The sequence below is a fragment of the Clostridium sp. 29_15 genome (assembly GCF_001916075.1).
Classification (GTDB): domain Bacteria; phylum Bacillota; class Clostridia; order Clostridiales; family Clostridiaceae; genus Clostridium; species Clostridium lentum.
On record NZ_MNRT01000023.1, the window covers coordinates 33851 to 59072 of the forward strand.

Annotated in this window: 26 protein-coding genes and 2 pseudogenes; 23 read left to right on the top strand and 5 right to left on the bottom strand. The window is 26.2% G+C overall.

The annotated features are described in order from the left end of the window. Window positions 1–205: 205 nt before the first annotated feature. Window positions 206–493, bottom strand: a complete 288-nt coding sequence (locus BHW04_RS04610; RefSeq protein ID WP_302699061.1) for a hypothetical protein — start codon at window positions 491–493, stop codon at window positions 206–208. Between the two features lie 135 nt (window positions 494–628). After that, the gene (locus BHW04_RS04615; RefSeq protein ID WP_302699062.1) at window positions 629–1249 is read right to left on the bottom strand and encodes a hypothetical protein; all 621 of its coding nucleotides are present in this window, start codon (window positions 1247–1249) and stop codon (window positions 629–631) included. A gap of 402 nt (window positions 1250–1651) precedes the next feature. On the opposite strand from BHW04_RS04615, the gene BHW04_RS04620 reads away from it, so the two are divergent. From BHW04_RS04620 to BHW04_RS04720, 21 genes and pseudogenes are all read left to right on the top strand, one after another. Then, window positions 1652–2299: a CpsD/CapB family tyrosine-protein kinase gene (locus tag BHW04_RS04620; protein WP_186834413.1), complete on the top strand. Its 648-nt coding sequence runs from the start codon at window positions 1652–1654 to the stop codon at window positions 2297–2299. A gap of 157 nt (window positions 2300–2456) precedes the next feature. After that, window positions 2457–3212: a tyrosine-protein phosphatase gene (locus BHW04_RS04625; RefSeq protein WP_302699063.1), complete on the top strand. Its 756-nt coding sequence runs from the start codon at window positions 2457–2459 to the stop codon at window positions 3210–3212. A gap of 237 nt (window positions 3213–3449) precedes the next feature. After that, window positions 3450–4127, top strand: a complete 678-nt coding sequence (locus tag BHW04_RS04630; RefSeq protein ID WP_302699064.1) for a YveK family protein — start codon at window positions 3450–3452, stop codon at window positions 4125–4127. A 12-nt stretch (window positions 4128–4139) separates the two neighbouring features. Beyond that, window positions 4140–4787: a CpsD/CapB family tyrosine-protein kinase gene (locus tag BHW04_RS04635; protein ID WP_302699065.1), complete on the top strand. Its 648-nt coding sequence runs from the start codon at window positions 4140–4142 to the stop codon at window positions 4785–4787. Window positions 4788–4814: 27 nt separating this feature from the next. After that, window positions 4815–5450 carry a sugar transferase gene (locus BHW04_RS04640; protein WP_302699066.1) on the top strand — a complete coding sequence of 212 codons (636 nt, stop codon included), beginning with the start codon at window positions 4815–4817 and terminating at the stop codon, window positions 5448–5450. A gap of 38 nt (window positions 5451–5488) precedes the next feature. Then, window positions 5489–6655, top strand: a complete 1167-nt coding sequence (locus tag BHW04_RS04645) for a nucleotide sugar dehydrogenase (RefSeq protein ID WP_302699067.1) — start codon at window positions 5489–5491, stop codon at window positions 6653–6655. Between the two features lie 24 nt (window positions 6656–6679). Beyond that, window positions 6680–7138, top strand: a complete 459-nt coding sequence (pssD, locus tag BHW04_RS04650; protein ID WP_302699068.1) for a PssD/Cps14F family polysaccharide biosynthesis glycosyltransferase — start codon at window positions 6680–6682, stop codon at window positions 7136–7138. Further along, window positions 7135–7614 carry a PssE/Cps14G family polysaccharide biosynthesis glycosyltransferase gene (gene pssE / locus BHW04_RS04655; protein ID WP_302699069.1) on the top strand — a complete coding sequence of 160 codons (480 nt, stop codon included), beginning with the start codon at window positions 7135–7137 and terminating at the stop codon, window positions 7612–7614. The genes pssD and pssE overlap by 4 nt, the downstream gene beginning before the upstream one ends. A gap of 22 nt (window positions 7615–7636) precedes the next feature. Then, window positions 7637–8524, top strand: a complete 888-nt coding sequence (locus BHW04_RS04660; RefSeq protein WP_186834421.1) for an ATP-grasp fold amidoligase family protein — start codon at window positions 7637–7639, stop codon at window positions 8522–8524. Window positions 8525–8674: 150 nt separating this feature from the next. Then, window positions 8675–8818 carry a hypothetical protein gene (locus tag BHW04_RS04665; RefSeq protein ID WP_186835683.1) on the top strand — a complete coding sequence of 48 codons (144 nt, stop codon included), beginning with the start codon at window positions 8675–8677 and terminating at the stop codon, window positions 8816–8818. Between the two features lie 72 nt (window positions 8819–8890). Beyond that, a complete protein-coding gene (locus tag BHW04_RS04670; protein ID WP_302699070.1) occupies window positions 8891–9970 on the top strand; it encodes a glycosyltransferase family 4 protein in 1080 nt (359 codons plus the stop codon). A gap of 115 nt (window positions 9971–10085) precedes the next feature. Next, on the top strand, window positions 10086–11156 hold the full coding sequence (locus BHW04_RS04675) for an O-antigen ligase family protein (protein WP_302699071.1): 1071 nt from the start codon (window positions 10086–10088) through the stop codon (window positions 11154–11156). A gap of 35 nt (window positions 11157–11191) precedes the next feature. Continuing rightward, complete coding sequence (locus BHW04_RS04680; protein WP_302699072.1) at window positions 11192–12202, top strand: acyltransferase family protein; 1011 nt, start codon at window positions 11192–11194, stop codon at window positions 12200–12202. Next, window positions 12202–13341, top strand: a complete 1140-nt coding sequence (locus BHW04_RS04685) for a glycosyltransferase (RefSeq protein ID WP_186834426.1) — start codon at window positions 12202–12204, stop codon at window positions 13339–13341. The genes BHW04_RS04680 and BHW04_RS04685 overlap by 1 nt, the downstream gene beginning before the upstream one ends. Beyond that, window positions 13342–14379: a DUF6625 family protein gene (locus BHW04_RS04690; protein WP_302699073.1), complete on the top strand. Its 1038-nt coding sequence runs from the start codon at window positions 13342–13344 to the stop codon at window positions 14377–14379. A 10-nt stretch (window positions 14380–14389) separates the two neighbouring features. Beyond that, the gene (locus BHW04_RS04695) at window positions 14390–15424 is read left to right on the top strand and encodes a glycosyltransferase family 8 protein (RefSeq protein WP_186834428.1); all 1035 of its coding nucleotides are present in this window, start codon (window positions 14390–14392) and stop codon (window positions 15422–15424) included. Next, window positions 15411–16478 carry an acyltransferase family protein gene (locus BHW04_RS04700; protein WP_186834429.1) on the top strand — a complete coding sequence of 356 codons (1068 nt, stop codon included), beginning with the start codon at window positions 15411–15413 and terminating at the stop codon, window positions 16476–16478. Before BHW04_RS04695 ends, BHW04_RS04700 begins: the two co-directional genes overlap by 14 nt. Before the next feature lie 54 nt (window positions 16479–16532). Further along, window positions 16533–17984 carry a flippase gene (locus BHW04_RS04705; protein ID WP_186834430.1) on the top strand — a complete coding sequence of 484 codons (1452 nt, stop codon included), beginning with the start codon at window positions 16533–16535 and terminating at the stop codon, window positions 17982–17984. A 40-nt stretch (window positions 17985–18024) separates the two neighbouring features. Further along, window positions 18025–18288 (top strand): annotated as a pseudogene (locus tag BHW04_RS04710) (hypothetical protein); the annotation flags it as partial. Between the two features lie 70 nt (window positions 18289–18358). Further along, complete coding sequence (locus BHW04_RS04715) at window positions 18359–18802, top strand: hypothetical protein (protein WP_186834431.1); 444 nt, start codon at window positions 18359–18361, stop codon at window positions 18800–18802. Window positions 18803–18846: 44 nt separating this feature from the next. Continuing rightward, window positions 18847–19338, top strand: a pseudogene (locus BHW04_RS04720) (UTP--glucose-1-phosphate uridylyltransferase); the annotation flags it as partial. A gap of 69 nt (window positions 19339–19407) precedes the next feature. Here BHW04_RS04720 and BHW04_RS04725 read toward each other — a convergent pair. Both BHW04_RS04725 and BHW04_RS04730 read right to left on the bottom strand, forming a co-directional pair. Further along, entirely contained in the window at window positions 19408–20343 is a 936-nt protein-coding gene (locus BHW04_RS04725; RefSeq protein ID WP_302699074.1) for an LCP family protein, read from the bottom strand. A gap of 78 nt (window positions 20344–20421) precedes the next feature. Continuing rightward, window positions 20422–21429, bottom strand: coding sequence for an LCP family protein (locus BHW04_RS04730; RefSeq protein WP_302699075.1), 1008 nt, complete (start codon window positions 21427–21429; stop codon window positions 20422–20424). Between the two features lie 176 nt (window positions 21430–21605). Here BHW04_RS04730 and galU point away from each other — a divergent pair, with 176 nt between their 5' ends. After that, on the top strand, window positions 21606–22478 hold the full coding sequence (galU, locus tag BHW04_RS04735; RefSeq protein ID WP_302699076.1) for a UTP--glucose-1-phosphate uridylyltransferase GalU: 873 nt from the start codon (window positions 21606–21608) through the stop codon (window positions 22476–22478). Between the two features lie 99 nt (window positions 22479–22577). Here galU and BHW04_RS04740 read toward each other — a convergent pair whose 3' ends face one another. Beyond that, window positions 22578–23810 (bottom strand): 3D domain-containing protein, encoded by a 1233-nt coding sequence (locus BHW04_RS04740; RefSeq protein ID WP_302699077.1) that lies wholly within the window; start codon window positions 23808–23810, stop codon window positions 22578–22580. Between the two features lie 232 nt (window positions 23811–24042). On the opposite strand from BHW04_RS04740, the gene wecB reads away from it, so the two are divergent. Then, entirely contained in the window at window positions 24043–25161 is a 1119-nt protein-coding gene (wecB, locus tag BHW04_RS04745; RefSeq protein ID WP_302699078.1) for a non-hydrolyzing UDP-N-acetylglucosamine 2-epimerase, read from the top strand. Window positions 25162–25222: the final 61 nt, after the last annotated feature.

Here is a 25222-nt window from a genome sequence, read left to right on the forward strand (position 1 = left end):
AAGCAAATAATACAGTAAAAAAGTATATGCTAGGTTCTGATGGAGTTTTATATAATTATCAATCAGCTATAAATGTATTTTACAAATGGAGCAATAAATAAAAATGAGTTATATCAAAATCAAATTTGATATAACTCATTTTTATTTATTAAGTATAAGAGTATAAAGTTTATTCTAAATAATAATCCTCCTCCCAAGAGTATGATTATTCTAACTGAGAATTTAGTTTAGAAATAGTTTCTTCTAACTCTTTAATGGAATCAAGTTTATTTTGAAGTTCTTCTTTTAATTTAGAAAGCTCAGTTTGCTTTTCTTTAAGGGATTCTTCATTTTTTATATTAGACTTCTCTAATGAAGAAATTTTTGAAAAAGATGAATATATTTTTTCTGTAAAGAAACCAGCAAAGATGGAAATGATGCATATTATAATTATTGTTAAATAATTAGTTAGTTTTATATTTTTTCTTTTGCGTATTATTTTTTTTGTATCCATAATAACCGTTACCAATGCATAAACATTTATAAGTATATATTTTTTAAACTGATAACAGTTTTCACCTCCGCTCTATATTTTATTTATTACATGTTTACTACTAATTTAGCATATATTTTTTTAATTTCATAATATTTAGTTTGTATCACTATCAGGTGATGAATCAGAAGGTATATCATCTTCAGCTGATGTAGGTGGAATAGAGTCAGTATCCAAATTATTATCCGGCTCGGTATTGGATTCAATTGGATTATTGTTTTCTGGAGGAACAACTACTGGAGGCTCTGGTGTTTGAGGAGTACTTTCAACTATTGATGAGTTTCCACCATTTAAACTACTACTATATGAATTATTAGTTGAATAAGAAGTTTCTTGTTCAGAGTAGCTAGGATAGCTTACATCTTTTTCAGTATCTTGTAATGGAAGAGCTAAATTTGAATTCACATTTTCACCTTCACCATTTTCATTTTCTGTAGTTTCTTCAATGTCTAATCCAAGTGAAATTTGAAGACTTTCTTTTTGAGATTTTAGTTTAGAAATATCTTCATTAGCATCAAGTATTTGTTTTTCTAAAGATGAGATTTCCAAGTCTATTTTTTGCAAATTTGATAATAATTTTTTGTTTCTACTTGTTATTTCAAGATATTTACCTTCATCATGTTTAATACCTTTAGTTAGCAAAAAGGTTAAAGTAAAGCAACAAATTCCACAGAATAGTGGCATCAAAATTGCTTTATTTAAAAATTTTGAGTTCATTATATTTCCTCCCATTGGTATGTATTTATAAAAAATTAATTATTAACTATATTTATTATCGTTATTAATATGCATAAAATCAATATAAAAATTAAAAATAAAATCCATAAATGTATTATAGTAGATAAGAGATAATAAAAAAAATTAAGACAATAAATGACAATGAAATATTAAGGGTTTTATAAGAATTATTAAGAATTATTAAAAATTATATTTAAAATAAAGATTATAAGCACTTTTAATTTATAAATTTAATAATAAATAGAATAACATAAAAATAAGAAGGATTAAATAAGGAAAAAAATAACTTATTTGTCGTAATAAATATAAAATGCCAATCTTTTCAGAATGGAGAAGGTGATATATAATTTATGAAGAATTATTATTGGAGAGGTGCTTATAATGTTTGCAATAGCTAGAAAACCTAAATCAACTGAAGCAGAATCTTATAGAAGATTGAGAACTAATATAGAATATTCATCATTTGATGATAAATATAAAGTAATTGTTGTTACAAGCTCTTTTCCTGAGGAAGGGAAAAGTACAACAGCAGGGAATTTAGCTATTTCTATGTCTGATACTGAAAAAAAGGTTTTACTAATAGATTGTGATATAAGAAAACCTAGTTTACATAAAAAATTTAAAATATCTAATTCAAAAGGATTAACTGAGTTAATAAGGGGTAGATCATCTTTTGATGAAGTTTCTTATAAATATAATGAAAACTTAACAGTTATCACTTCAGGTTCTAAGGTTCCAAATCCATCTGAACTATTAGCAAGTGAAGTTATGAATATATTTTTACAGGAAGCTAGAGAAAATTTTGATTATGTAGTTATAGATACACCACCAGTACAATTGGTAACTGATGCACAAATTTTAGGCAGTAAAGCTGATGGAACATTATTAGTTGTGAAAGCAGAATCTACCAAGAAAAATCAAGTTGCTTCATCGGTGGGATTATTAAGAAAAGTAAATGCAACAGTAATGGGAACAGTATTAAATGCAGTTAAAAATACTGTAGAAAAGAAATATAACTATTATGAATAAAGATAAATGAATAAAGGTATCCTATGTATAAATATAGGGTATTTTTTCATTTAGGGTTATTAAAATTACTAAGAATGTAATTATACAAAAAAATATAAAATATGATATATTATTTAAGAGGCTTATAATTTAATAATATGTTATATGGAGGAAGATTATGGTAGATATGCATTCACATATTATTTATGGAATAGACGATGGGTCTAAGAGTAAGGAAATGACTTTAGAAATGTTAAAGTTATCTATTGAATGTGGAGTAAAAAAAATAGTGGCAACGCCACATTATATGAAAGGAAGATTTAATGTTGAATATAGTGAGGTAAAAGATAAAGTAAATGAATTACGACAAATGGTAAGTGAAGAAAAATTAGATATAGAAATATACTGTGGACAAGAGGTCTATTATAGGGAAAATATATTAGAGTATTATGAGGAAGGTGCTATTGGAACTATAAATGATAGCAGATATATGTTAATTGAACTTCCAATGATGGAGTTTGATGTTAATAGTGTTATTGACAATTTATATGAGCTAACATTAAAGGGAATTATACCAATTATTGCTCATCCCGAAAGGTATATACCATTTATTAAAAATCCTAGTTTAATTAATGATTTTATAAAAGAAGGATATTTATTTCAATTAAATACAGGAAGTGTAATTGGTGATTTTGGTAAGGATGTAAAAAGATTAGCATTAAACTATTTAGAAAATAATGTGTATTCTGTTGTTGGTTCAGATGCTCATTCTAATGTAAATAGAAACACAGATATATCAGAAGTGATTTCAGGAGTTTTAAGAGACTATAAATGTGAATTTGGTAAAAATGGACAATTAATATTAGAAGATAAAGAAATAATAAGAAAATTAGCACTTATAAAAGAAAGAAAAAAGTTATTTGGAATATTTTAAATCTAAATTATTTAGTACAAATACATTAAATTGGTTTTAATAGAAATAAAAAATACTTAAAAATAATAAAGAAATAATATAAAATATTATGTAAAGTGACAAATAAAAACATTCAAAATCACAGTGGATTTAATTTAATTTAATAATAAATTGAAATTTGTGTAGTATTTTTATGATTTAAAGTTATATAATAGAAAAAGTCGTATAATATTTATAAAAAGGAAGTGTGAAAAGTATATGGAAGAACAAGTAATTAGTATATCTGAAATAATAGATGCAGTAAAGAAAAGGTGGAAAATAATAGCCTTATGTACTTTAATAGCAACATTGGTATCAGGGATTTTTACCTTTTTTATAATAGCACCTACATATGAAGCAAGTACAAAAGTTTTTATAGGTAAAGAAGAAAGTAGTGTAGAAAATTATAACTATAATGATATAACAATGTATCAAAAACTTTTAAAAACATATTCAGAGCTTATAAAAACTAAGGATTTAATTAATAGATCTATAACTAATAGTGAATATGAATTGGAGGTAGAAGATGTATTAAATAATGTATCTATTACAACAGTGGCTGATACACAAATGATACAAATAGCATATAAAAGTACAAGTCCCAATATAGCAAAAAATATGTTGGAGAATATAACAAATGAATTTATTACAACAGCACAAGAATTAGTACCTAATGGTAATGTGAGAGTTCTAGAAACTGTAGAATTACCAGAAGAACCAGTAGCACCAAATAAAAAGATGAATATAGCTATAGCTTTCATTTTAGGAATGATGGTAGGCCTTGGTATAGTGTTTTTATTAGAATATTTAGATAATACTTATAAAAACAAAGAACAATTAGAAAAAGATTTAGATATACCTGTACTTGGAGTTATTCCAATGTCTGATTTAGATTAGGAGGAAAATATAATGTTTGTAATGGAAAAAGCACCAAAGTCAATTGATGCTGAAGCTTACAGAAGTTTAAGAAGTAATATTGAATATTCTTCTTTTGATGATGAATATAGAGCAATTGTAGTAACAAGTTCAGTGCCAGGGGAAGGGAAATCAACGACCAGTGGGAATTTAGCTCTTTCTTTAGCACAAAGTGGTAATAAGGTTTTATTAGTAGATTGTGATATGAGAAAACCTTCAATACATAAAAAATTTAAAATATCAAATATGTCTGGAACTGCGGAACTTTTATTAAGGAAGGAATCTTTTGAAGATGTTGCCAATTGTTATAATGAAAATTTAACAATTATAACAGCAGGAAAAATTCCACCTAACCCTTCAGAAATGTTATCATCTAGAGCTATGACAGCTTTTATTAAAGAAATGAAGAAGGAATTTAAATATATCATTCTTGATACACCACCACTACAAGCAGTGACAGATGCACAAGTATTATCAACTAAAGCAGATGGGGTACTGCTAGTGGTAAGAGCTGGATCTACTAAAAGGGAAATGGTTTTAAATTCTGTGGATTTAATTAAAAAGGTACATGGAAAAATTATTGGTACTGTTTTAAATGGGGTAGAAAATAAGAAGAATAACTATTATTATTACGGGGAATAACAATAAATATTTAAATGGAGGGGTTAAATGAGTGAAGTAATCGAAAATGAAAGAAGTAATATATTATATGAAGTAATTAAAAGAATAATTGATATAGTAGCATCTTTTACAGGACTTATATTACTATCTCCACTTATTTTAATAGTTTCAATGTTAATCAAATTAGAATCTAAAGGTGAAGTGATTTTTAAGCAAAAAAGAGTAGGTTTAAATGGAAAAGAATTTTATATGTATAAATTTAGATCAATGGTAATTAATGCAGAAGAACTTAAAGAACAACTGGAAAGTCAAAATGAAATGTCAGGACCTATGTTTAAAATAAAGGATGATCCTAGAATAACAAAGGTAGGTAAGTTTATTAGAAAAACATCTATAGATGAATTACCTCAGCTTATTAATGTTATTAAGGGTGATATGTCCTTAGTTGGGCCTAGGCCAAGTCTTCCAAAGGAAGTTAAAAAGTTTGAACAATGGATGATGGAAAGGCTTGAAGTTAAACCAGGATTAACATGTATATGGCAAATAAGTGGAAGAAATAATATTGATTTTGAGGATTGGATGAAGCTTGATATTAAATATGTAAGGGAAAGAAGCTTTAAATTAGATATGAAACTTATATTAAAAACTGTATTAGTGCTTTTGGGAGATAAAAATGCATCTTAGTTTTTATATAAAATAGTATAAAAATGGGGGAATTGAAAATGAAAATAGCAGTGGCTGGAACAGGTTATGTTGGATTGTCTAATGCAATTTTATTAGCTCAACATAATGAAGTAGTATCAGTTGATATAATTCAAGAAAAGGTAGATATGATTAATGATAAAGTATCACCTATAGTAGATAAAGAAATAGAAGATTATTTAAAAAATAAGAAGTTAAATTTAGTAGCAACAACAGATTTTTATAAAGCATATAAAGATGCTGAGTTTGTAATTATTTCAACGCCAACAAATTATGATCCAGAAATGAATTGTTTTAATACAACAAGTGTTGAAGATGTAATTGCAAATGTGCTTTCAATTAATCCAGAGGCAACAATGGTAATTAAATCTACAGTGCCAGTTGGATATACAAAAAAAGTTAAGAAAATGTTTGAAACTGATAATATAATTTTCTCTCCTGAGTTTTTAAGAGAAGGAAAGGCTTTATATGATAATATTTATCCTTCAAGAATTATTGTTGGTGAACAATCTGAAAGAGCTGAAAAGTTTGCTAATCTTTTAAAAGAAGGAGCTATTAAGGAAGATATTCCAGTATTATTTACAGATAGTACTGAAGCAGAAGCTGTTAAGCTATTTTCTAATACTTATTTAGCATTAAGAGTTGCTTATTTTAATGAATTAGATACTTATGCTGAAATGAAAGGTTTAAATACTAAGCAAATTATTGAAGGTGTTGGATTAGATCCAAGAATAGGAAATTATTATAATAATCCTTCATTTGGTTATGGTGGATATTGTTTACCAAAGGATACTAAACAATTAAGAGCTAATTATGAAGATGTTCCAAATGAAATTATTGGAGCTATAGTTGAAGCTAATAGAACAAGAAAAGACTTTATTGCAGAACAAATAATTAAGAAAAATCCAAAGGTAGTTGGTATCTATAGATTAACTATGAAGACTGATTCAGATAATTTTAGAGCTTCATCAATTCAAGGAATAATGAAGAGAATTAAGGCTAAGGGAATTGAAGTTGTAGTTTATGAACCTGTTCTTAAGGAAGAAAGTTTCTTTAATTCTAAAGTTATTAGAGATTTAGAGGAATTTAAGACTATTAGTGATGTTATTGTTTCTAATAGATTAGCAGAAGAGTTATTTGATGTAGAAGAGAAAGTTTATACTAGGGATTTATTTGGTATAGACTAATAAATATTAAAGAGGGCAATAGGAATGAAGAAAGTTTGTTTTACTGCGTCAACTGGAGGACACTTTGAACAGTTAATGATGTTGAAGCCACTTATGGATAAGTATGATAGTTTTATTGTAACAGAAAAAACAGGATATTCGGTGATAAAAGACAATAGAAAAATTTATTACTTAAATCAAGTAAATAGACATGAGAAAACCTTCGTATTTAAGATGATAACTAATGCTTTTAAGAGTTTTAAAATATTTCTTAGAGAAAAACCAGATGTAATTATATCAACAGGTGCATTAGCAACAATACCTATGTGTATATTTGCTAAGGTTTTAAAGAAAAAGATTATATTTATTGAATCTTTTGCAAAGGTAACTTCACCTACATTAACAGGTAAATTAATTTATAAATTTGCTGATCAATTTTATGTTCAATGGGAGCAAATGAAGGAATATTATCCAGAGGCTATATATGAGGGGGGAATATATTGATTTTTGTAACTTTAGGATCTCAAAAATTTCAATTTAATAGATTATTAATTGAAATTGATAGATTAGTTGAAGAAGGAAAAATAACAGAAGAAGTATTTGCTCAAACAGGATATAGCGATTATGAACCAAAAAATTATGAATATAAGAATTTCTTAGATAGAGATGAATTTAGCGATATTATGGGGAAGTGTGATAAGGTTATTACTCATGGTGGAACTGGAGCTATAATTGGTGCAGTTAAAAAAGAGAAGAAAGTTATAGCTGTATCTAGATTATCTAAATTTGGAGAACATGTTGATGATCATCAGTTACAGATTATTGAACAGTTTGAAGAAATGAATTTTATTAAAGGTATAAAGAGAATAGATGAATTAGAAGGAGCATTAACTAAAATTGATAAACTTAAATTTAATTCATATGTTTCCAATACTAAAAGTATTTTGAAATATATTGAAGAATTTATAGATAAAGTATAGTAAATATCAAATTGGAGGATGTATGAAGAATAAGAGAGTTAGAAGACTTGTTAAATTCGTGTGGAGAAGGATTACACCGATAATATATAATATTTCTCCAGTTTTTTCATCAAAAATATTATTTAGAATTTCAACAGGAAAAAAACTAAATTTGAAAGAACCGAAGACATTTAATGAAAAGCTTATGTGGCTTAAATTATATGATAATAACGAATTAGTAGTGAAGTGTGCAGATAAATATGAAGTTAGAAAGTATGTAGAAGATTTAGGATATAAAAACTTATTACCTAAATTATATGGTATTTATGAGCAAAGTGAAGATATAGAGTGGAGTAAGTTTCCTAAAAAATTTGCTATAAAATGTACGCATGGATGTGGATTTAATATAATCTGTGATGATAAGTCGAAATTAAATATAAATGAAGCAAATGAGAAGTTGAAAAAATGGTTAAAAACTAGATATGTATTTGAAGCATTAGAAAGTCAATACGATAAAATGATACCGAGAATAATATGTGAAGAATATATAGAAACAAAAGATGGAGTATTACCTAATGATTATAAGATTTATTGCTTTAATGGTAAACCTAAATTAACACTAGTATGTACGGAAAGAGCTAAAGAAGTAAAAATGAAGTTTATGGATTTGAAATGGAAAGAAATGAATATAGGAAATCCAGATTTCTTAAGTGATGAATATCCTAATAAACCAGAGTGTTATGATGAAATGTTAAAAATAGCTGAAAGATTATCCAAGCCATTTCCATTTGTAAGAGTGGATTTTTATGATTTAAATGGTAAACCAATTTTAGGTGAAATGACATTTACACCGGCTGGGTGTGCAGCAAGATATTATAATGAAAATGGTCTAAATATGTTAGGAAGTATGATTAAACTATCTGAGAAATAAATATTATTTTAAGAATAAGAATTTAAAGTTAATATTTTGAAGGTAAATTGTATCAGTATATTTATAATAGTGGCGCATTATAATAAAGTATTTTTATAAATATGAACAGTATTAGATAATTATTATAAAAATATTGATATGCTATCAGTAGTGAAGTTGCTATCAGGAGATTTTGAATTCATCAGGGTTGTTGATTTAGATTGTTCAAATGGAAAAGTATATTTTGAAGAAGTAAGAGTTATATCTAATAATGATCGTATATTATGTGAACTTGATGAAAAAATTTATAAGTAGCTAAAATGATGAATTATATAAATATAATAAGAATACTTTTTAGTATTAGAATATAAGATGAGGACTAAATATATGAATAATAAATTGATTAAAGTATTAGAAATAGGACCTAGTGTAACTAGATCTAAAGGAGGAATGGCAACTGTTATTGATGGAATATATAAAGATAAGGTAAGCTTTCAAGGATATAAAATTGATTTATTTGATTCATTTATTGATGGAAATAAATTGAAGAGATTAATGTTTTGTATATATGCTTATATAAAATTTCATTTATTATATAAGCAATACGATATTTTTCATATTCATATGGCTTCATATGGGAGTACTTTTCGTAAGATTAAGTACATAAAATTTTTAAAAAGAAATAATAAAAAAGTAATAGTTCATGTGCATGGTGCAGCATATATGGAGTTTTACAGAGCGTTAAATGATAAAAGAAAAAAAATGATAACTGACACAATTAATGAAGCTGATTTGGTGATTGCATTATCAGAAACATGGAAATGTTTTTTTGAAAATGAGATAAAATTTAAAAATGTTGTAGTATTAAATAATGCTGTAGATACCAAAGAATTTAAAAACATAAATATTAATAGGAATCAAAAAGTAAATAAATTGCTGTTTTTGGGGAGATTAGGGAAAAGGAAAGGTACATATGATTTAATTTATGCGATTAAAGCATTAAAAGATATGGGAGTACTAGTTAAGTGTATTTTTGCTGGAGATGGCGAAATTGAAAAAGCTAAAATGTTGGCTGAAGAATTAGGAGTATTGAATCAACTAGAATTTACAGGATGGATTGATACAAAGAAAAAAATGAAATTGTTAAAAAGCATAGAAGTCATAGTGTTACCATCTTATAATGAAGGATTACCAATGACTATTTTAGAAGGAATGGCAAGTGGAAAAATTATAATTAGTACTACGGTTGGAGCAATACCTGAAGTCATTATAGAAGAGGAAAATGGTTTTTTAATAGAACCGGGAGATATTAAAAAACTTGCAGAAGTAATAAAATATGTTTATGAAAATGAAGAGATTTTAGAGAAAATATCTAAAAATAATATTGCTAAAATAGATAAATATTTTAATATAAAAAAAATAAATAGAAAATTAGAGAAGCATTTTTATAATATATATACTAGATAAAGGTGGTATAATGAACAAATCATGTTACAGATTATTAGTATATCTAATAATTATAAATTCATTTATTTCAATTACAAATAAATTTTATCCGGGTTTTTTGCAAATAGGGAAAATTTTGGGTGGATTATTATTAATAAATATTGCAATAATTTTTAAAGAAACTTTAAAAATAAAAGATATATTTTTTTGTATATTTTTGGGGATATTTTCAGGGTTAGCTATTTTACACTCAGTAGAGCATTCTATTACAATTGAACATTTAATGTTTTTTATATCAACTACATCACTTATATGGAAATTGTGTGAAAGCAATGTACGTATTAATTTGAAGCAAGTTTTATCTAATAAAATTAAACTATTAAATAGATATGTATTTTTTATAGTAGGTTTGTTGTTAATTGGGTTAATTATGCCAAGTTGTTATAAGTATATTAATGGTGACAATCTATACTATGGATTTGCAGAAAGTGGTCATAAATTAGCAGGAAATATTTGCTTTGTTACAGCATTAACTATATTTATATATCAAAAAAGAAAATTTCAACTATACCAGGTATGTATTCTTGGAATATTATTTATGATACTTTTAATGACAGGTTCAAGAACTTATTGTATACCAGAAATAATCTTATTATTTGTATATTATAAATTTAACATTGGGAAATTAAGAACAAAATGGATAATTACACCTATTATTTTGGTGGCAACTGTGTATTTAATTATTAATTCAAATGTTCTAGAAAGGTTTATATCTATGGGGAATAATACTTATGTGTCCAGTAATTTCTGGGAAGCTGTATCCAGTGGTAGATTAATTTGGTGGAAAATTGATATACAAGAATTCGCAAAGTTAAGCATAATAGAACAGATTTTAGGAAAGGGATTTGCATTTGTTTATCAGATAAATGAACAGTTTTATGGATTAAAAATTGGTGCTCATAATGATTTTTTAAATATATTATTATCTGTAGGCTGGATAGGACTTATAGGATATATACTGATTATTTTAAATTTATTTTTCAAATTTGGAAGGCAATTATTTTTTAAAAATGATAAGAGTATAATAATGAAGTTAAGTTTAATAGCTGTATATATATTATGGAATGCAAATATTAATGGATTTTATGGAGCACAACAGTATTTATTTAGCTTTATAATATTAATATTAATTTTTGATAAGAATTAAGGAAGTAAAGACTATTAGTTAGGAGTGGATTTTTGGTGGATAATATAAAAAAGAGAGTTCTATGGATAGATCTACTTAAAGCTATATCAATGTTATTTGTAATGTTAGGACATATTGATTTTTGTCCTAGTCAATGGAGTTATTTTTATGGCCCATTTTTTTTATCTGCATTTCTCTTTGCATCAGGTTACACATTTAATAATAAGAGAAGCTTTAGTGAATTTTTTATAAATAAGGTTAAGACTTTACTAGTCCCGATGTTTATTTTTAGTTTAATAAATATTGGAAGTAGGTTATTATTAACATTCAATAATGACCAAACTATAAGTCAAGACATTAAGGATTGTTTTTTTCAGATTAGAGGGAAAAATGATGAGTTATGGTTTATAGCATGCATATTTGGAGCAAGTATTGTATTTTATTTTGTTAATAAATTAATTAATAAGCAAAAGATTTTTATTATTACTATTTTATTATTATGTTTTTGTAGCATAATTTATGATAAGACAATTGGTATACCATTACCATGGCATATTCAAATGTATGGATCAGCATGTTTTTATATGGGGCTAGGATCATTATATAAACAAAATGAAAATAAATTAAGAAAGTTTATAAATTATTATTCATTAATGCTTACTTTAATAATGTATTTTATTATAGTATCAATGCAATATGTATATAAACAGGGAGACCCAATTGTATTTTATAATTACGGACAAAGTATATTGAGATATTTTACAATATCTGGGCTTGGTCTGGCTATGATACTCCAAATTGTGAATTTAATTCCTAATATAAAGCTATTATCTTTTATAGGAAGAAATTCGTTCATTTATTATGCATTTCATGGGAAAGTTGAAAGCTTAATATTAGTAGTATTAAAAAAAAGTGAGGTATTATCACAACAAGTTATAAATGGAAAGATGATTTTATTATTAATTATATACTTAATACTTGAAGTAATTTTATTAATACCAGTAACAATTATTATAAATAGATATTTTCCATTTATGCTTGGGAGAAGTAAAGTGAGGAATTATTAATGAAAAAAATATTACATATTGTTTCTAGTTGGGGAACTGGCGGTGTAGAGAGGTATATTAGTAATTATATAAATGAAATGGATGAATATATATTTGATATACTTACTATTAGAAAATGTAAAAAGGAATCTGTTTTTACTCAACCAATTTTAGATAGGGGGGGAGAGTTTTTCTCTCTTAACCAAGTAGAAGGAAATATTTTTGAAAGAACTAGTTCTAGAAAAAAAGAATTAGTCAAATTGATTAATAAGAATAAATATGAAATTGTTCATATTAATGCTGGTACTGCAGATGCTTTTATACTTGCTCATAGTGTTAAGAAACAGTTGCCAAATATAAAAGTAGTAATGCATTGCCATGGTAGTAATGTAGAAGCTCCAAAAAAAATATTAAAGAGAGCATTTCATGAAGTTTGTAAGTTTATTTATGGAAATAATGTCGATTACTGTATTGCTGTTTCTGATATAACATTATCATGGATGTTTAAGAAAAGTACATTAAAAAACAAGCCATATTCTGTTTTTAGTTGCGGTATTGATATTGAAAAATTTAAATATAATAAAAGCGATAGAGAGAAAATTAGAAAAGAATTGGGTATAGAAAACGAATTTGTAATTGGAACGATAGGTAGATTTACACAACAAAAGAATCCATTTTATATAGTGAAAATTATATCAGAACTAAATAAATTAAATGATAATTTTAAGTTTTTATGGGTGGGAGAAGGAAAGCTTTTAGATGATGTTAAGGAAAAAGCAAAGGAACTAGGCATTTATGAAAAGTTTATATTTTATGGTATTAGTAAAAATATAGCTCCTTTATTATCTACAATGGATCTATTTATTTTACCGTCTTGTTTTGAAGGGAATCCAATTGTAGGAATTGAAGCTCAGGCTAATGGATTAAAATGTATATTCTCTAATACCATTACTAGAGAAGTTGATGTAACAGAAAATTCAGATTTTATATCTATTGTTAATAGTGAGAAGATATGGGCAAAGAAAATATTAGAATGTAAAGTTCCCCATGATAGAAATCTAAAAAATATAACAAGTAGTATTAAAAGTAGTGGATGTGATATGAAGGAAAATTCAATTAAATTAAGTAATATTTATAATATTCTAACGGAGAGAAAATAAATGAAAAAAATTATTATAATAATACCTTATTTTGGTGAATTCCCAAATTATTTTGATTTGTGGATGAAATCTGTTAAATATAATTCAGATATAGATTTTTTATTAATTACAGATAATGATATAACGGATAAACCTAATAATATAAAAATAATTAATATAAGTTTTGAAGAATGTGTAAATAGAATACAAAAAAACTATAAATTTAAAATAAAAATTCCAACTCCATATAGACTTTCCACTTTTAAACCAGCATATGGAGATATATTTCAAGATGAAATTAGAGGATATGATTTTTGGGGTTGGTGCGATATTGATTTAATATTTGGAGATTTAAGAAAGTTTTTGACTGACGATATTCTTACTAATAATGAAAAAATATTATCACATGGACATCTTACATTATTAAAAAACAACAAAAAAATGAATGAGTTATATAAAGTTAAAAAATTCGATTGTATAAACTATAAAGATGCCTTTTCAGCTGGCCTATTATTTAATAATTTTGATGAATATCCTTATGGAATATCAAGAATTGCTAATAAGGAGAATATTAAAGTTTATAATGAAGGGATATTTGCTGATTTAGATAGTTTTTTCTTTACGTTTAGAAAGCTATACTCATATTTAAGTAAAGATGATGATTCAGAAGAAATCATTCAAGTATTTAAATGGGATAAAGGAAAGTTATTTAATATAATATTACAAGATAATAAAAGAATTGAAGAAGAGGTTGCATATGTTCATTTCCAAAAAAGGAGTATGCAAAATAATGACAATTGTAACGATAAATATATGATTGTTCCTAATAAGTTTATCAATAAAGAGGATTTATCTAATGAAGAAATAATTGATATTTGTGATTTAAATAAAAATAAGTATTATTGTGAAGAATTAAGAGAAAAGATTTCTAAAAATAGACAAAAAAGTTTTTTTAAAAAACTTTTTTCTTATATTTATTGGAAAAATCGTATTTTTCGATTTAAAATGATAAAAATTTTAAAGATTAAACCTTACGAATTTTCAAAAGGTGGATTCTAGGAGGAAAACAATGAGACCATTATATATTTGCTTAGCTACAGATGAAAATTATGCTCAATTAGCAACAGTAGCAATTACGTCAGTTTTCGAAAAAAATAGATATGCAACAGAAATTGAGATATACATATTAGATGGTGGAATAAAAGAAAAAACTAAGAATATTATGAGATCTTTAACAAAAAAATATCAAAGAAAAATATTTTTTGTGGATGTTACAAATAAATTAAAAAAATTAAAGGAAATGAATGTGAATTCTCAAGGGAAATTTGGATCATATGCAGCATATTCTAGATTTTTTATTACTGAATATTTACCAGACTATGTTGATAAAATATTATATATAGATTGTGATACTTGTGTTGTAAATTCATTAAATGAATTATTTAGCATTGACATGAAGGAATATGCATTGGCGGGAATTTTAGATATTTTACCTCAGTTTCATAAAAAATATATAAATTTTTCAGAGCAAGATAATTATTATAATTCTGGAGTATTACTATTTAATTGTGAGATATGGAAAAAAGAAAATTATACGAATAAAATTATAGAGCATATAAAAAATATTAAAAGTAATTATTCTTTTCATGATCAAGATTTAATTAATATAATATGTAAAAATAAAATATTAACATTAAGCCCTAAATATATGGTGTTTTATCCAGAATATAAGTGGGGAGAAAAAAATATACGTTGGTTAAACGGGTTTAATCATGAATATTATTCGAATGAAGAACTAATAAATGCTTTAAAAGAACCTATAATTATCCATTATGTTGATAGTATTGTAGGAAGACCATGGTATGAAGATAATATAAATGATTATTCAAGGTATTGGGAAGAAATGAAAGCGAAATCTCCTTATGATGATAGTTTTACTAAAATAGTTAAGCCTTCATCAATAAGACACAAAATATTAAGAGGAATATATAGGTATTTACCTTTATCAATATTTATTACTATTCATAAGAAAAGAAGAAATCAATTATTGACAAAAAGAGAAAAAATATCAGGTATAAGAGGAAAAAACAATGAAACAGCATAATAAGTTAAAAAGAAATTCTAATTTTGAACTTTTAAGAGTAATAAGTATGTTTGCTATAATATTGGGGCATTTTTCTTATCATGGTAATTTTAATTTATCTCAACATTCTTTTTCAATTAATAAGGTTTTTTTAGAGTTTGTACAGTTTGGTGGAGATTTTGGTATAAATTGTTTTGTTATGATTTCAAGTTATTTCATGGTTGAATGGAATTTCAAAGTAGAGAGAGTAATAAAGATATCATATAAAGTATGGAGTTACTCAGTAGGATTTATAATTATATTTGTGACCTTTAAAATTTATAATCAAGATCTGTATACATTGATAAAAAGTATATTTCCTATATTGAGCAATTTATATTGGTTTGCAACTTCATATATTATATTTTATATACTAGTACCATTTATAAATATTTTCATTAAAAGTATTAATAGAAATATTCATTTTAGGATTTTATGTATTTGCTTAACTTTATGGTGCATAATTCCTACAATTACTCCTTTTGAGCTAATGTATAATGAATTGAGTTGGTTTATTACTTTGTATATACTTATCTCTTATATAAAGATTTATGAGCCTAAGATTACTAGTAGTTTAAAAGTAAAGGTAAGTATAATAGTTATAAGTTTTTTAACAATTTTAATATCAGTAATAGTGTTAACAAGTTTAGCTGATAAGATTTCAGTTATTAATAAATATATTACATTCTTTGAAAGACGAAATCGAATACCAACAGTGCTATTTTCACTAAGTGTATTCTTAATTTTTAAGGATTGGAAATTTAAATATAAACCATATATAAATTTATTAGGAAGTGCTACATTTGGTGTATATTTAATACATGATAATCCTCTAATGAGAAATGTTTTATGGAATGATATATTTAAAAATAATCAATTCTTCAATTCTAATTTACTATGGATATACGCTTTTATAGTAGCCTTAATAATTTTAATTTTTTCATCACTTATAGATATTATAAAACAAAATAGTATTGATAAATTAATGAATAAAATATTTATAAAAATTAAAGTAAAAAATATTATTATAGATTAGAAAAATTGATTAATTTTTTATATAAATTAAAGATAATAGGCTGAGGATAAAATTATGAAGAAAGATAGATCAATTACAAAAAATTATTTATATAATGTATCATATAAAATTCTAACATTAATTACTCCATTGATAACCACTCCTTATATAGCTAGAGTGCTTGGAGTAGATAATGTTGGAATATATAATTATACATATTCTATAATATCATATTTTGTATTGTTTGGAGTGTTAGGGTCAACGATATATGCTCAACGTGAAATTGCGTATGTGCAAAATGACAAAGAAAAAACAAACTTAGTATTTTGGGAGTTATTTTTTATTAGATTAATTACAGTAGGGACAAGTATATTAATTTTTAGTTTCTATTTTCCAAAATCAGAATATAAAATATATTTATTTATATTTTTATTTGAATTAATTGCAAATATATTTGATATATCTTGGTTATATTATGGGATAGAAGAATTTAAAGTAATTACTATAAGAAATTTTATTATTAAGATTATTGGAGTAGGATGTATATTCATTTTTGTTAGAAGTAGTACAGATTTAAATATATATATTTGGTGTCATGTTTTAATTTTACTATTAGGAAATTTATCATTATGGATTAGTGCAAAAAAATTTATAGGAAAACCTATATTTAAATTTAATACAGTTATGAAGCATTTTACACCGATTCTGATACTGTTTTTACCACAGTGTATAGATTCTGTATATATGATTATGGATAAGATAATGTTAGGTAAAATATCAACTATAACCCAAGTAGGATTATATAGTCAAGCAGATAAAATAATAAAAATGGCCGTAACTATAGTAACATCTATGGGATTAGTAATGAGTCCTAGAATTGCATCTAGTTTTGCGACAGGTGATAACAAACAGATAAGAAGATATTTACATTCGTCTTTTGAGTTTATTTTTATAATAGCTATTCCAATAATGTGTGGATTAGTATCTATATCTGATAATTTTGTAGGTTGGTTTTTTGGTGAAGGTTATGAAGGAGTTATAATTTTAATAAAACTTTTAGCACCAACAGTTGTATTTTTAGGAATTAATAGTGTTATTGGATGGCAGTATTTATTATCAGTTAAAAGAGAAAAAGATTTTATTTTTTCAGTTTCTATTGGAGCTATTATAAATATTATTTTAAATATTATATTAATAATTAAATTTAAAGCAGTTGGTGCTGTAATTGCTTCCGTAGTTTCTATGGCAATAATGTCTATTATTAATTTTATATTTGTAAAGAAACAGATATCATTTAAGTATTTACTATCTAAGCTTTATAAACCATTAATAGCGGCTATAATTATGACTATTATTGTAGAAATAGTAGGAAAATATATTTCAGTATCATTTATTAGTACTGTTATACAAGTAATTGTAGGAATAATTATCTATATACTAATTCTATTCATTATTAAAGATGATATTATGATAAGGTATGTAAGTAAGATTAAGGGTAAGAAAAATAATAATAGAGATAATGATTAGATAGACTAAAAGATGAAGAAAACTTTATAGACAATTTTTATTAAGTATATTAATCGATTGTTATGGAGAGTATAAAACTTCAGTTTTAGGAGTTCAAACAGTAGCTCAAAAAGATGTTAATAAGTATGGAATAGTTGATGAACTACATGATGAACTGCATATTGAAGATAGAGTATACAAAGCTAAAGAACTGGTATATGACGTAGGGGATAAGATTGGATTTCTTGAGGCTACAGTTGAATATGCTCTTAGAAAAGAAGAGTTAAGAGAGGGATTTATTGAGTATTTAAAAACTATACTATAATTTTATAACTTCTCCAGAAAAATTTAAGCACTAACTTTTTTCTGGAGAAATTTTTTAATGGGGTAGAGATATGAAGAGTTTAAATATGGAACAATTAATATTAAATTACGTAGAAAACAATATAACAGAAGAAATAAAAGAAGAATTTATAAATGCAGCTATACATTTTATAATTAACGAAGATAATTGTAGTCAAGCTGATATTATGAGAATCAAATATAGATTTAAGAAGATAAAATCACAAGAAATTATAGATTACTTAAAATTATGTTCAACTTATGGCTATATAATTTATAGATCAGTAATACTTAATTTAATTGAAGAAAGTATGAAATCTAGATGTTGTGAAGTTATTATAGAAATAAGCAATGAATTAACTAAGTATGTAACTATGGAAAGTGATGAAGATCAGTTACATAAAAATATAGAGTTAGCTATTAGCAAGTTATATATTAGTGACAATTGCAATAAAGTAGTTTTAGAAAAATTCAAAACATGTAATTTTAACTTTTAGTAATTTATATTATGAGGGGCTGTATCAAATATTATTTTGATACAGCCCCTGGAATTGAAGAAATACTTGTAATAACAGGAAGAAGTAAAAAGTGCATTGAAGATCACTTTGATAAATCTGTTGAATTAGAGCTTGAACTTGAAAAGAGTGGAAAGCAAGAAATGCTTAAAATGGTTAGAGATATATCAGATATGGTGGGTATTCACTTTATAAGACAAAAGGAACCAAAGGGGCTTGGACACGCTATTCAATGTGCTAAGACTTTCGTAGGAGATGAGCCATTTGCAGTACTTCTTGGAGATGATATTGTATATAACGAAGAAAAACCTTGCTTAAAGCAACTTATTGATTGTTATGATGAATATAAGACATCAGTTTTAGGTGTGCAAACAGTATCAGAAAAAGATGTTAATAAATATGGAATAGTTGATGGATTACATATTGAACATAGAGTATATAAAGTAAAAGGCTTAGTGGAAAAGCCTGCAGTGGAAGAAGCACCAACAAATGTAGCCATATTAGGAAGATATATAATATACTATGAGGACTGTTTAAAGAAGTGATATTACACAATTCTTTCAACAGTCCTTTAAATCTTAAAATAGTTATTCATAAAGGAAAGACTGAAGTTTTTCTCTTGTAGTTTCTTTATCTATTATCATATGATACATGTCTGTCCATTCAGTATAGTGATCGCCATCTTCAGGAAATCTTCCTTGGTTAATAGAGGCAGAGTTCATAGATAAAAGAGTTGATCCTATGGAAATGATTTCACTGTCAGTAAGGTTTGTTGAAACAAGTCCTAAAATATCATTAACTAAAGATAATCCTTCAGTTAATGATATATCTTTAAATTTATTAAATAGTGTATTTATAACAGTTCTATGACGCTCAGTTCTTTTATAATCACCATCAGATGTATATCTTATTCTACAGTATGCTGCAACTTGGGTACCATTTAAAAGTTGAGTTCCAGTGGTAGTTATATGTTCTGTAGATGTATTATTTTCTGAATCTATATTATCAATATAATTATTTATATAGTTTAATTCATCACTATAAATATTAAGTTCTAAACCACCTAGCTTGTCTATTATTATAGGAAGAGTGTGGAGATTAACTTGTGCAAATTTATCTATAGCCAAGCCAAAATTATAATTTATAGTTTTAAGTAAGAGTTCTGCACCACCATCATTTAATGTATAGTTTAAATTTGACATTCCACCATCAGGAAGATCAAGATACATATCTCTCATCAAAGAACATAAATTAATTTCATTTGTTTTTTTATTAATGGATAAAAGCATAGTTACATCAGCTGCACCATTATTATTACTATAATCAGCACCTAGTAAAGCTATTGTAATAACTTCATCGCTATTTTCAGGAACAGTTCCTTTAGAAACTTCAGTAATAGAAGATCTATCAATATCAATACGTTCAACTTTAGAACTAAGTGTTTTTATAAAAGCAAATATTGATAAAGCTATTAAAATAATTGCAATAGATGAGAGTAATAAGATTTTCTTTAATTTTTTCATAATGTATGAACCTCTTTCGTTATAGTGTTTAAATAAAAAATGATGAATCAAAGAGTACTTTGACACATCATTTTATTTTTATTGAGGTAACTGATCATTAAATATATAATTCATAACTTGAGTTCTTGTAGCAGTAGCATCAAAAGTCAAATAATATATTCCATCAATCATAGTTCCTTCACAATAGCCATCAATAGGGAAACGTTCTTGTTCAATAGTTACTCCATTTAAGCCCATAGATCCTATTTTTGTTGCAAGTTTTAATATTTCATTAGTATTTAAATTAGTAGTTGCATATTGAGCTAAAGTTGAAATAACATCTAGATATTGAGTAGCAGGTACATTTAAAGCTTTATTAAATAAAGCAGTTAATACTGTTCTTTGTCTTTCAGTTCTTTTAAAGTCTCCTCCGGATGTATATCTTATTCTTGAATATGCAAGTGCTTGAGCGCCATCAACATGATGAGCTCCAGGCGTTGTTATAATAGGAGAGTTAGTACCACTAACAGAATTTATATTGTTTATATATCCATTTATATAATTTAATTCTTCTTCTGTTATATCAATAGTTATTCCGCCAAGGCTATCTATAATTTTAGGAAGAGAAGCGAAATCTACTGCAACAAAATCAGTTATATTTAAACCAAAGTTTGTATTTAAAGTGTTAATTGCTAAGTTAGCTCCGCCATAAGCGTAAGCATGATTTAATTTATCATATCCATAGTTAGAAATATTTACATATGAATCTCTCATAAAAGATGTAAGTTTAAGTTTATTATGGATTGGATCTAAAGTAGCTACCATAATTGAATCAGATCTTCCTGATGTACTATCAGTACTATCTATTCCTAAAAGAGCAATATTAATTATTTCTGTATAATCATCATATTGTTTTAGTTCTTCTTCATCAACTACACCTAACTCATCTTCTTTAAGATCAATTTTTTCAGACTTATTAACTATATTATTAACAGTATAATAGCTATAAGTACATAAGGCGGCTATAGTTAGAATAATTGCTGAAAATATACATAATACTATCTTTGTCCATTTAGGAAGTTTTTTTGTTTTTTTATCTTTATTCATTTTAAAACTCCTTGCTATATTCTTATATCATTTAGTATAACAAAATGTTTACTAAATATAATAATGTATAATAATATTCATTATATCATAATAAATATTATTATGAAGAATATAATTGCGTATTTAATATTAAATACGGTATAATTATAAGTGATATTTTTAGAAGGGGAATAATTATGAGTAAAAAGATTAGAAAAGCTATAATTCCAGCAGCGGGTCTAGGAACAAGATTTTTACCAGCAACAAAGGCACAACCTAAAGAAATGCTGCCAATAGTAGATAAACCAACAATTCAATATATTATAGAAGAAGCAGTAGCTTCAGGAATAGAAGAGATACTTATTATTACAGGAAGAAGTAAGAAATGTATTGAAGATCATTTTGATAAATCTGTAGAGCTTGAGCTAGAACTTGAAAAAAGTGGAAAAGAAGAAATGTTAAAAATGGTAAGAGAAATCTCGGATATGGTAGATATTCACTTTATTAGACAAAAGGAACCAAAGGGGCTTGGACATGCTATTAGTTGTGCAAAGACTTTTGTAGGTAATGAACCATTTGCAGTTCTTTTAGGCGATGATATAGTATACAATGAAGGAAAACCTTGTTTAAAGCAACTTATTGATTGTTATGATGAGTATAAAACTTCTGTTTTAGGTGTTCAAACTGTAGAAGCAAAAGATGTTAATAAATATGGAATAGTAAATGGAATTCATATTGAAGATAGAGTTTATAAAGTAAAAGGTCTTGTTGAAAAGCCACCAGTGGAAGAAGCACCAAGTAATGTAGCTATCTTAGGAAGATATATAATTACACCACAAATCTTTAAAATTCTTGAAGAAACAAAGCCAGGAAAAGGTGGAGAAATACAATTAACAGATGCATTATTAAAGCTTATTGATGAAGAAGCTATGTATGCATATGACTTTGAAGGAACAAGATATGATGTGGGAGATAAGCTTGGATTTTTAAAAGCAACTGTAGAGTATGCATTAAGAAGAGAAGACCTTAGAGATGGATTCATAGAATATTTAAATATATTAAAGAAATAATAGTTAAGATAAAATGGCATTGGACTGTAATCCAATGCCATTTTACTTTATAGTAAAAGGCTGAAATTCATAATGAAACTTCGGCAAAGTTTTAAAAAATTACCATTGACCAGGTAAAGCTAGTATTTCAACTGTAACATTTCTTCTTCCCCAAGCAATGCAATCTGCTTCTGAGTTAAAGTAAAGGTCAATAATATTTCCGTTTATAGCTCCCCCTGTATCAGCAGCAATGGCTATTCCATATCCTGAAACGTAAACTTTAGATCCTAAAGGAATAACGCTAGGGTCTACAGCAATGGTGCTTATACCACCAGGATTATAAACCGGTTTAGTACCAGTAGCTGTTAATGTACCACCAGTATAAGCTGTTGATTGCATAGTTAATGTTGATAATGCTGTAGAACCTGAGCTTGCCCCAGGTGTAAATGTGACAGTCATTGATTCACCTCTTGATGGAATGGCAGCTTCTGCTTTGGCCTTTTCTTCAGCATTAATTTTTTCAACTTTAAGATTACCTTGAGAAATACTATTATTAGCAGCTTCAATAACTGTAGAGCTATTTAAAGTAGGTATTAAATAAGTTAAAGTTGAAATTGATTCTTGTAATTCAGATATAGTATTAGAGTTTTCTATAATAGATACAGAATACGCAATAAGTTTTTGCTCATTTGCTTCTATTACAGATGAAACTTTAGCTTGCTCTTCATTAAGTTGTGCTATTTTTGTTTCTTGTTCAGATTTCTTGCTTTCTAATTCTTTTAAAGAACTTTCAGTTTCTTCTTTTAGAGCTTGTAAAGAAGCTTCTTTACTGCTAAGCTCATCCATTGTAACTGTTAAAGTTTCTTTTTTTTCTTTTACTTCACTAATTAATTCTTTGTCTAGATATACTATCTTGCTTACAGCATCAAATCTGTCAAAAATATCAGTTAGGCTTTCAGAAGCAAGCAAGTATGCCAGCATATTGGACATTAGATTACTTTTTTGGATATTTCTAAGTCTTTTGCTTAAAATAGATTCTTTTTCTGATATTTCTAGTTCTGTTTGTTCCAATAAAGCTTTTGTACTTTTAATTTCTGTTTCTGTATTTGCAATTTGTGTTTGGTTATCTTTTAGCTTAGTATTGATATTGTCTATTTCTATATTTATATTTGCAATTTCAGAATTAAGGGACAATATTTGTTCATCTAGTAAGTCATATTGGGCCTTGCTTTCTGAGATAGCTTGTCTTTCATCATCTAAATCATCAGCATAAACTGAAAATGATCCAATTATGTTAGTGAAGCAAATAGTTGTAGCAAGTAATACTGATAGTACTGTTGATTTTCTATTCAAGAAAATCACCTCCTATTTTTATTTCTAACTTATTATTACTATAAATAATCAAATAAGTTAGATGTATCCTTGTTGGATATATAAATAATTCAAAGCTTTAAGTAACTGATATTTTGTAACTTAAGAGGCTGTGAAATTATAATATGTTGCTATTATACCACAAGATGTTGACTTTGCAAAAAACCTATATAATAATAAAAATGTAAAAGGATTACCTAAAGGGGTGTATAGAATGGAAAAGATTAAAGTTTTGTCGGTATTTGGAACAAGACCAGAGGCGATAAAGATGTGTCCTTTGGTTAAATTGTTGGAAAAAGACGAACGAATTGATGCAAAAATTTGTGTTACAGCACAACATAGAGAAATGCTAGATTCTGTTTTAGATATATTTGATGTTAAACCAGATTTTGATTTAAATATAATGGCACATGGGCAAACAATAATAGATATATGCAATAAAGTGTTAACAGGGGTAGATAAGGTACTTAAGGAATTTAGACCTGATATTGTCCTTGTTCATGGAGATACGTCAACTACGTTAAATGGTGCTTTAGCAGCTTTTTATAATAAAATTCCAATTGGTCATGTAGAAGCTGGACTTAGAACAGGAGATATGTATTCACCATTTCCAGAGGAAGCAAATAGAAAATTAACAGGGGCCATAGCTACTCTTCATTTTGCACCTACAGAAAGTAATGAAGCTAACTTAGCTAAAGAAGGAATAGTTGAGAATGTATTTAGAACAGGAAATACTGTTATTGATGCATTATTAAGTGTAATAAATAAAGAACATAAATTTGAAAATGAAGAATTAAATAAAATAGATTTTAAGAACAATAAGGTTATATTGCTGACTGCTCATAGAAGAGAAAATTGGGGAGAACCAATGAAAAATATTTTTGCATCTGTGAGAGAAGTGGCAGAGCAAAATAAGGATGTGCAAATAATATTCCCAATGCATAAAAATCCTTTAATAAGGGATTTAGCAAGAGAAAGTTTTAAAGGAATTGAAGATAAAGTAGCTTTAATTGAACCATTAGAATATGTGGACTTTGCAAATTTAATGAATAAATGTTACCTGATAATGACTGATTCAGGTGGCATTCAGGAGGAAGCACCTGCACTGGGAAAACCTGTAGTTGTTTTAAGGACTGAAACAGAAAGACCAGAAGCTGTAAAGGCTGGAACAGTTAAACTAGCAGGTGTTGAAAGAAATAAAATATTTGAAATCACTAATGAGTTAGTAATTGACGATTTAGAATATCATAAAATGGCACATGCAATAAATCCATATGGTGATGGAAAAGCTTGTGAAAGAATAGTGGAATTAATAGTGAAACACTTTGAATAATTGATAATTGAGAAAGAAAGTCCTTAGTGACTTTCTCAGTTATATTTATTTTAATATGATA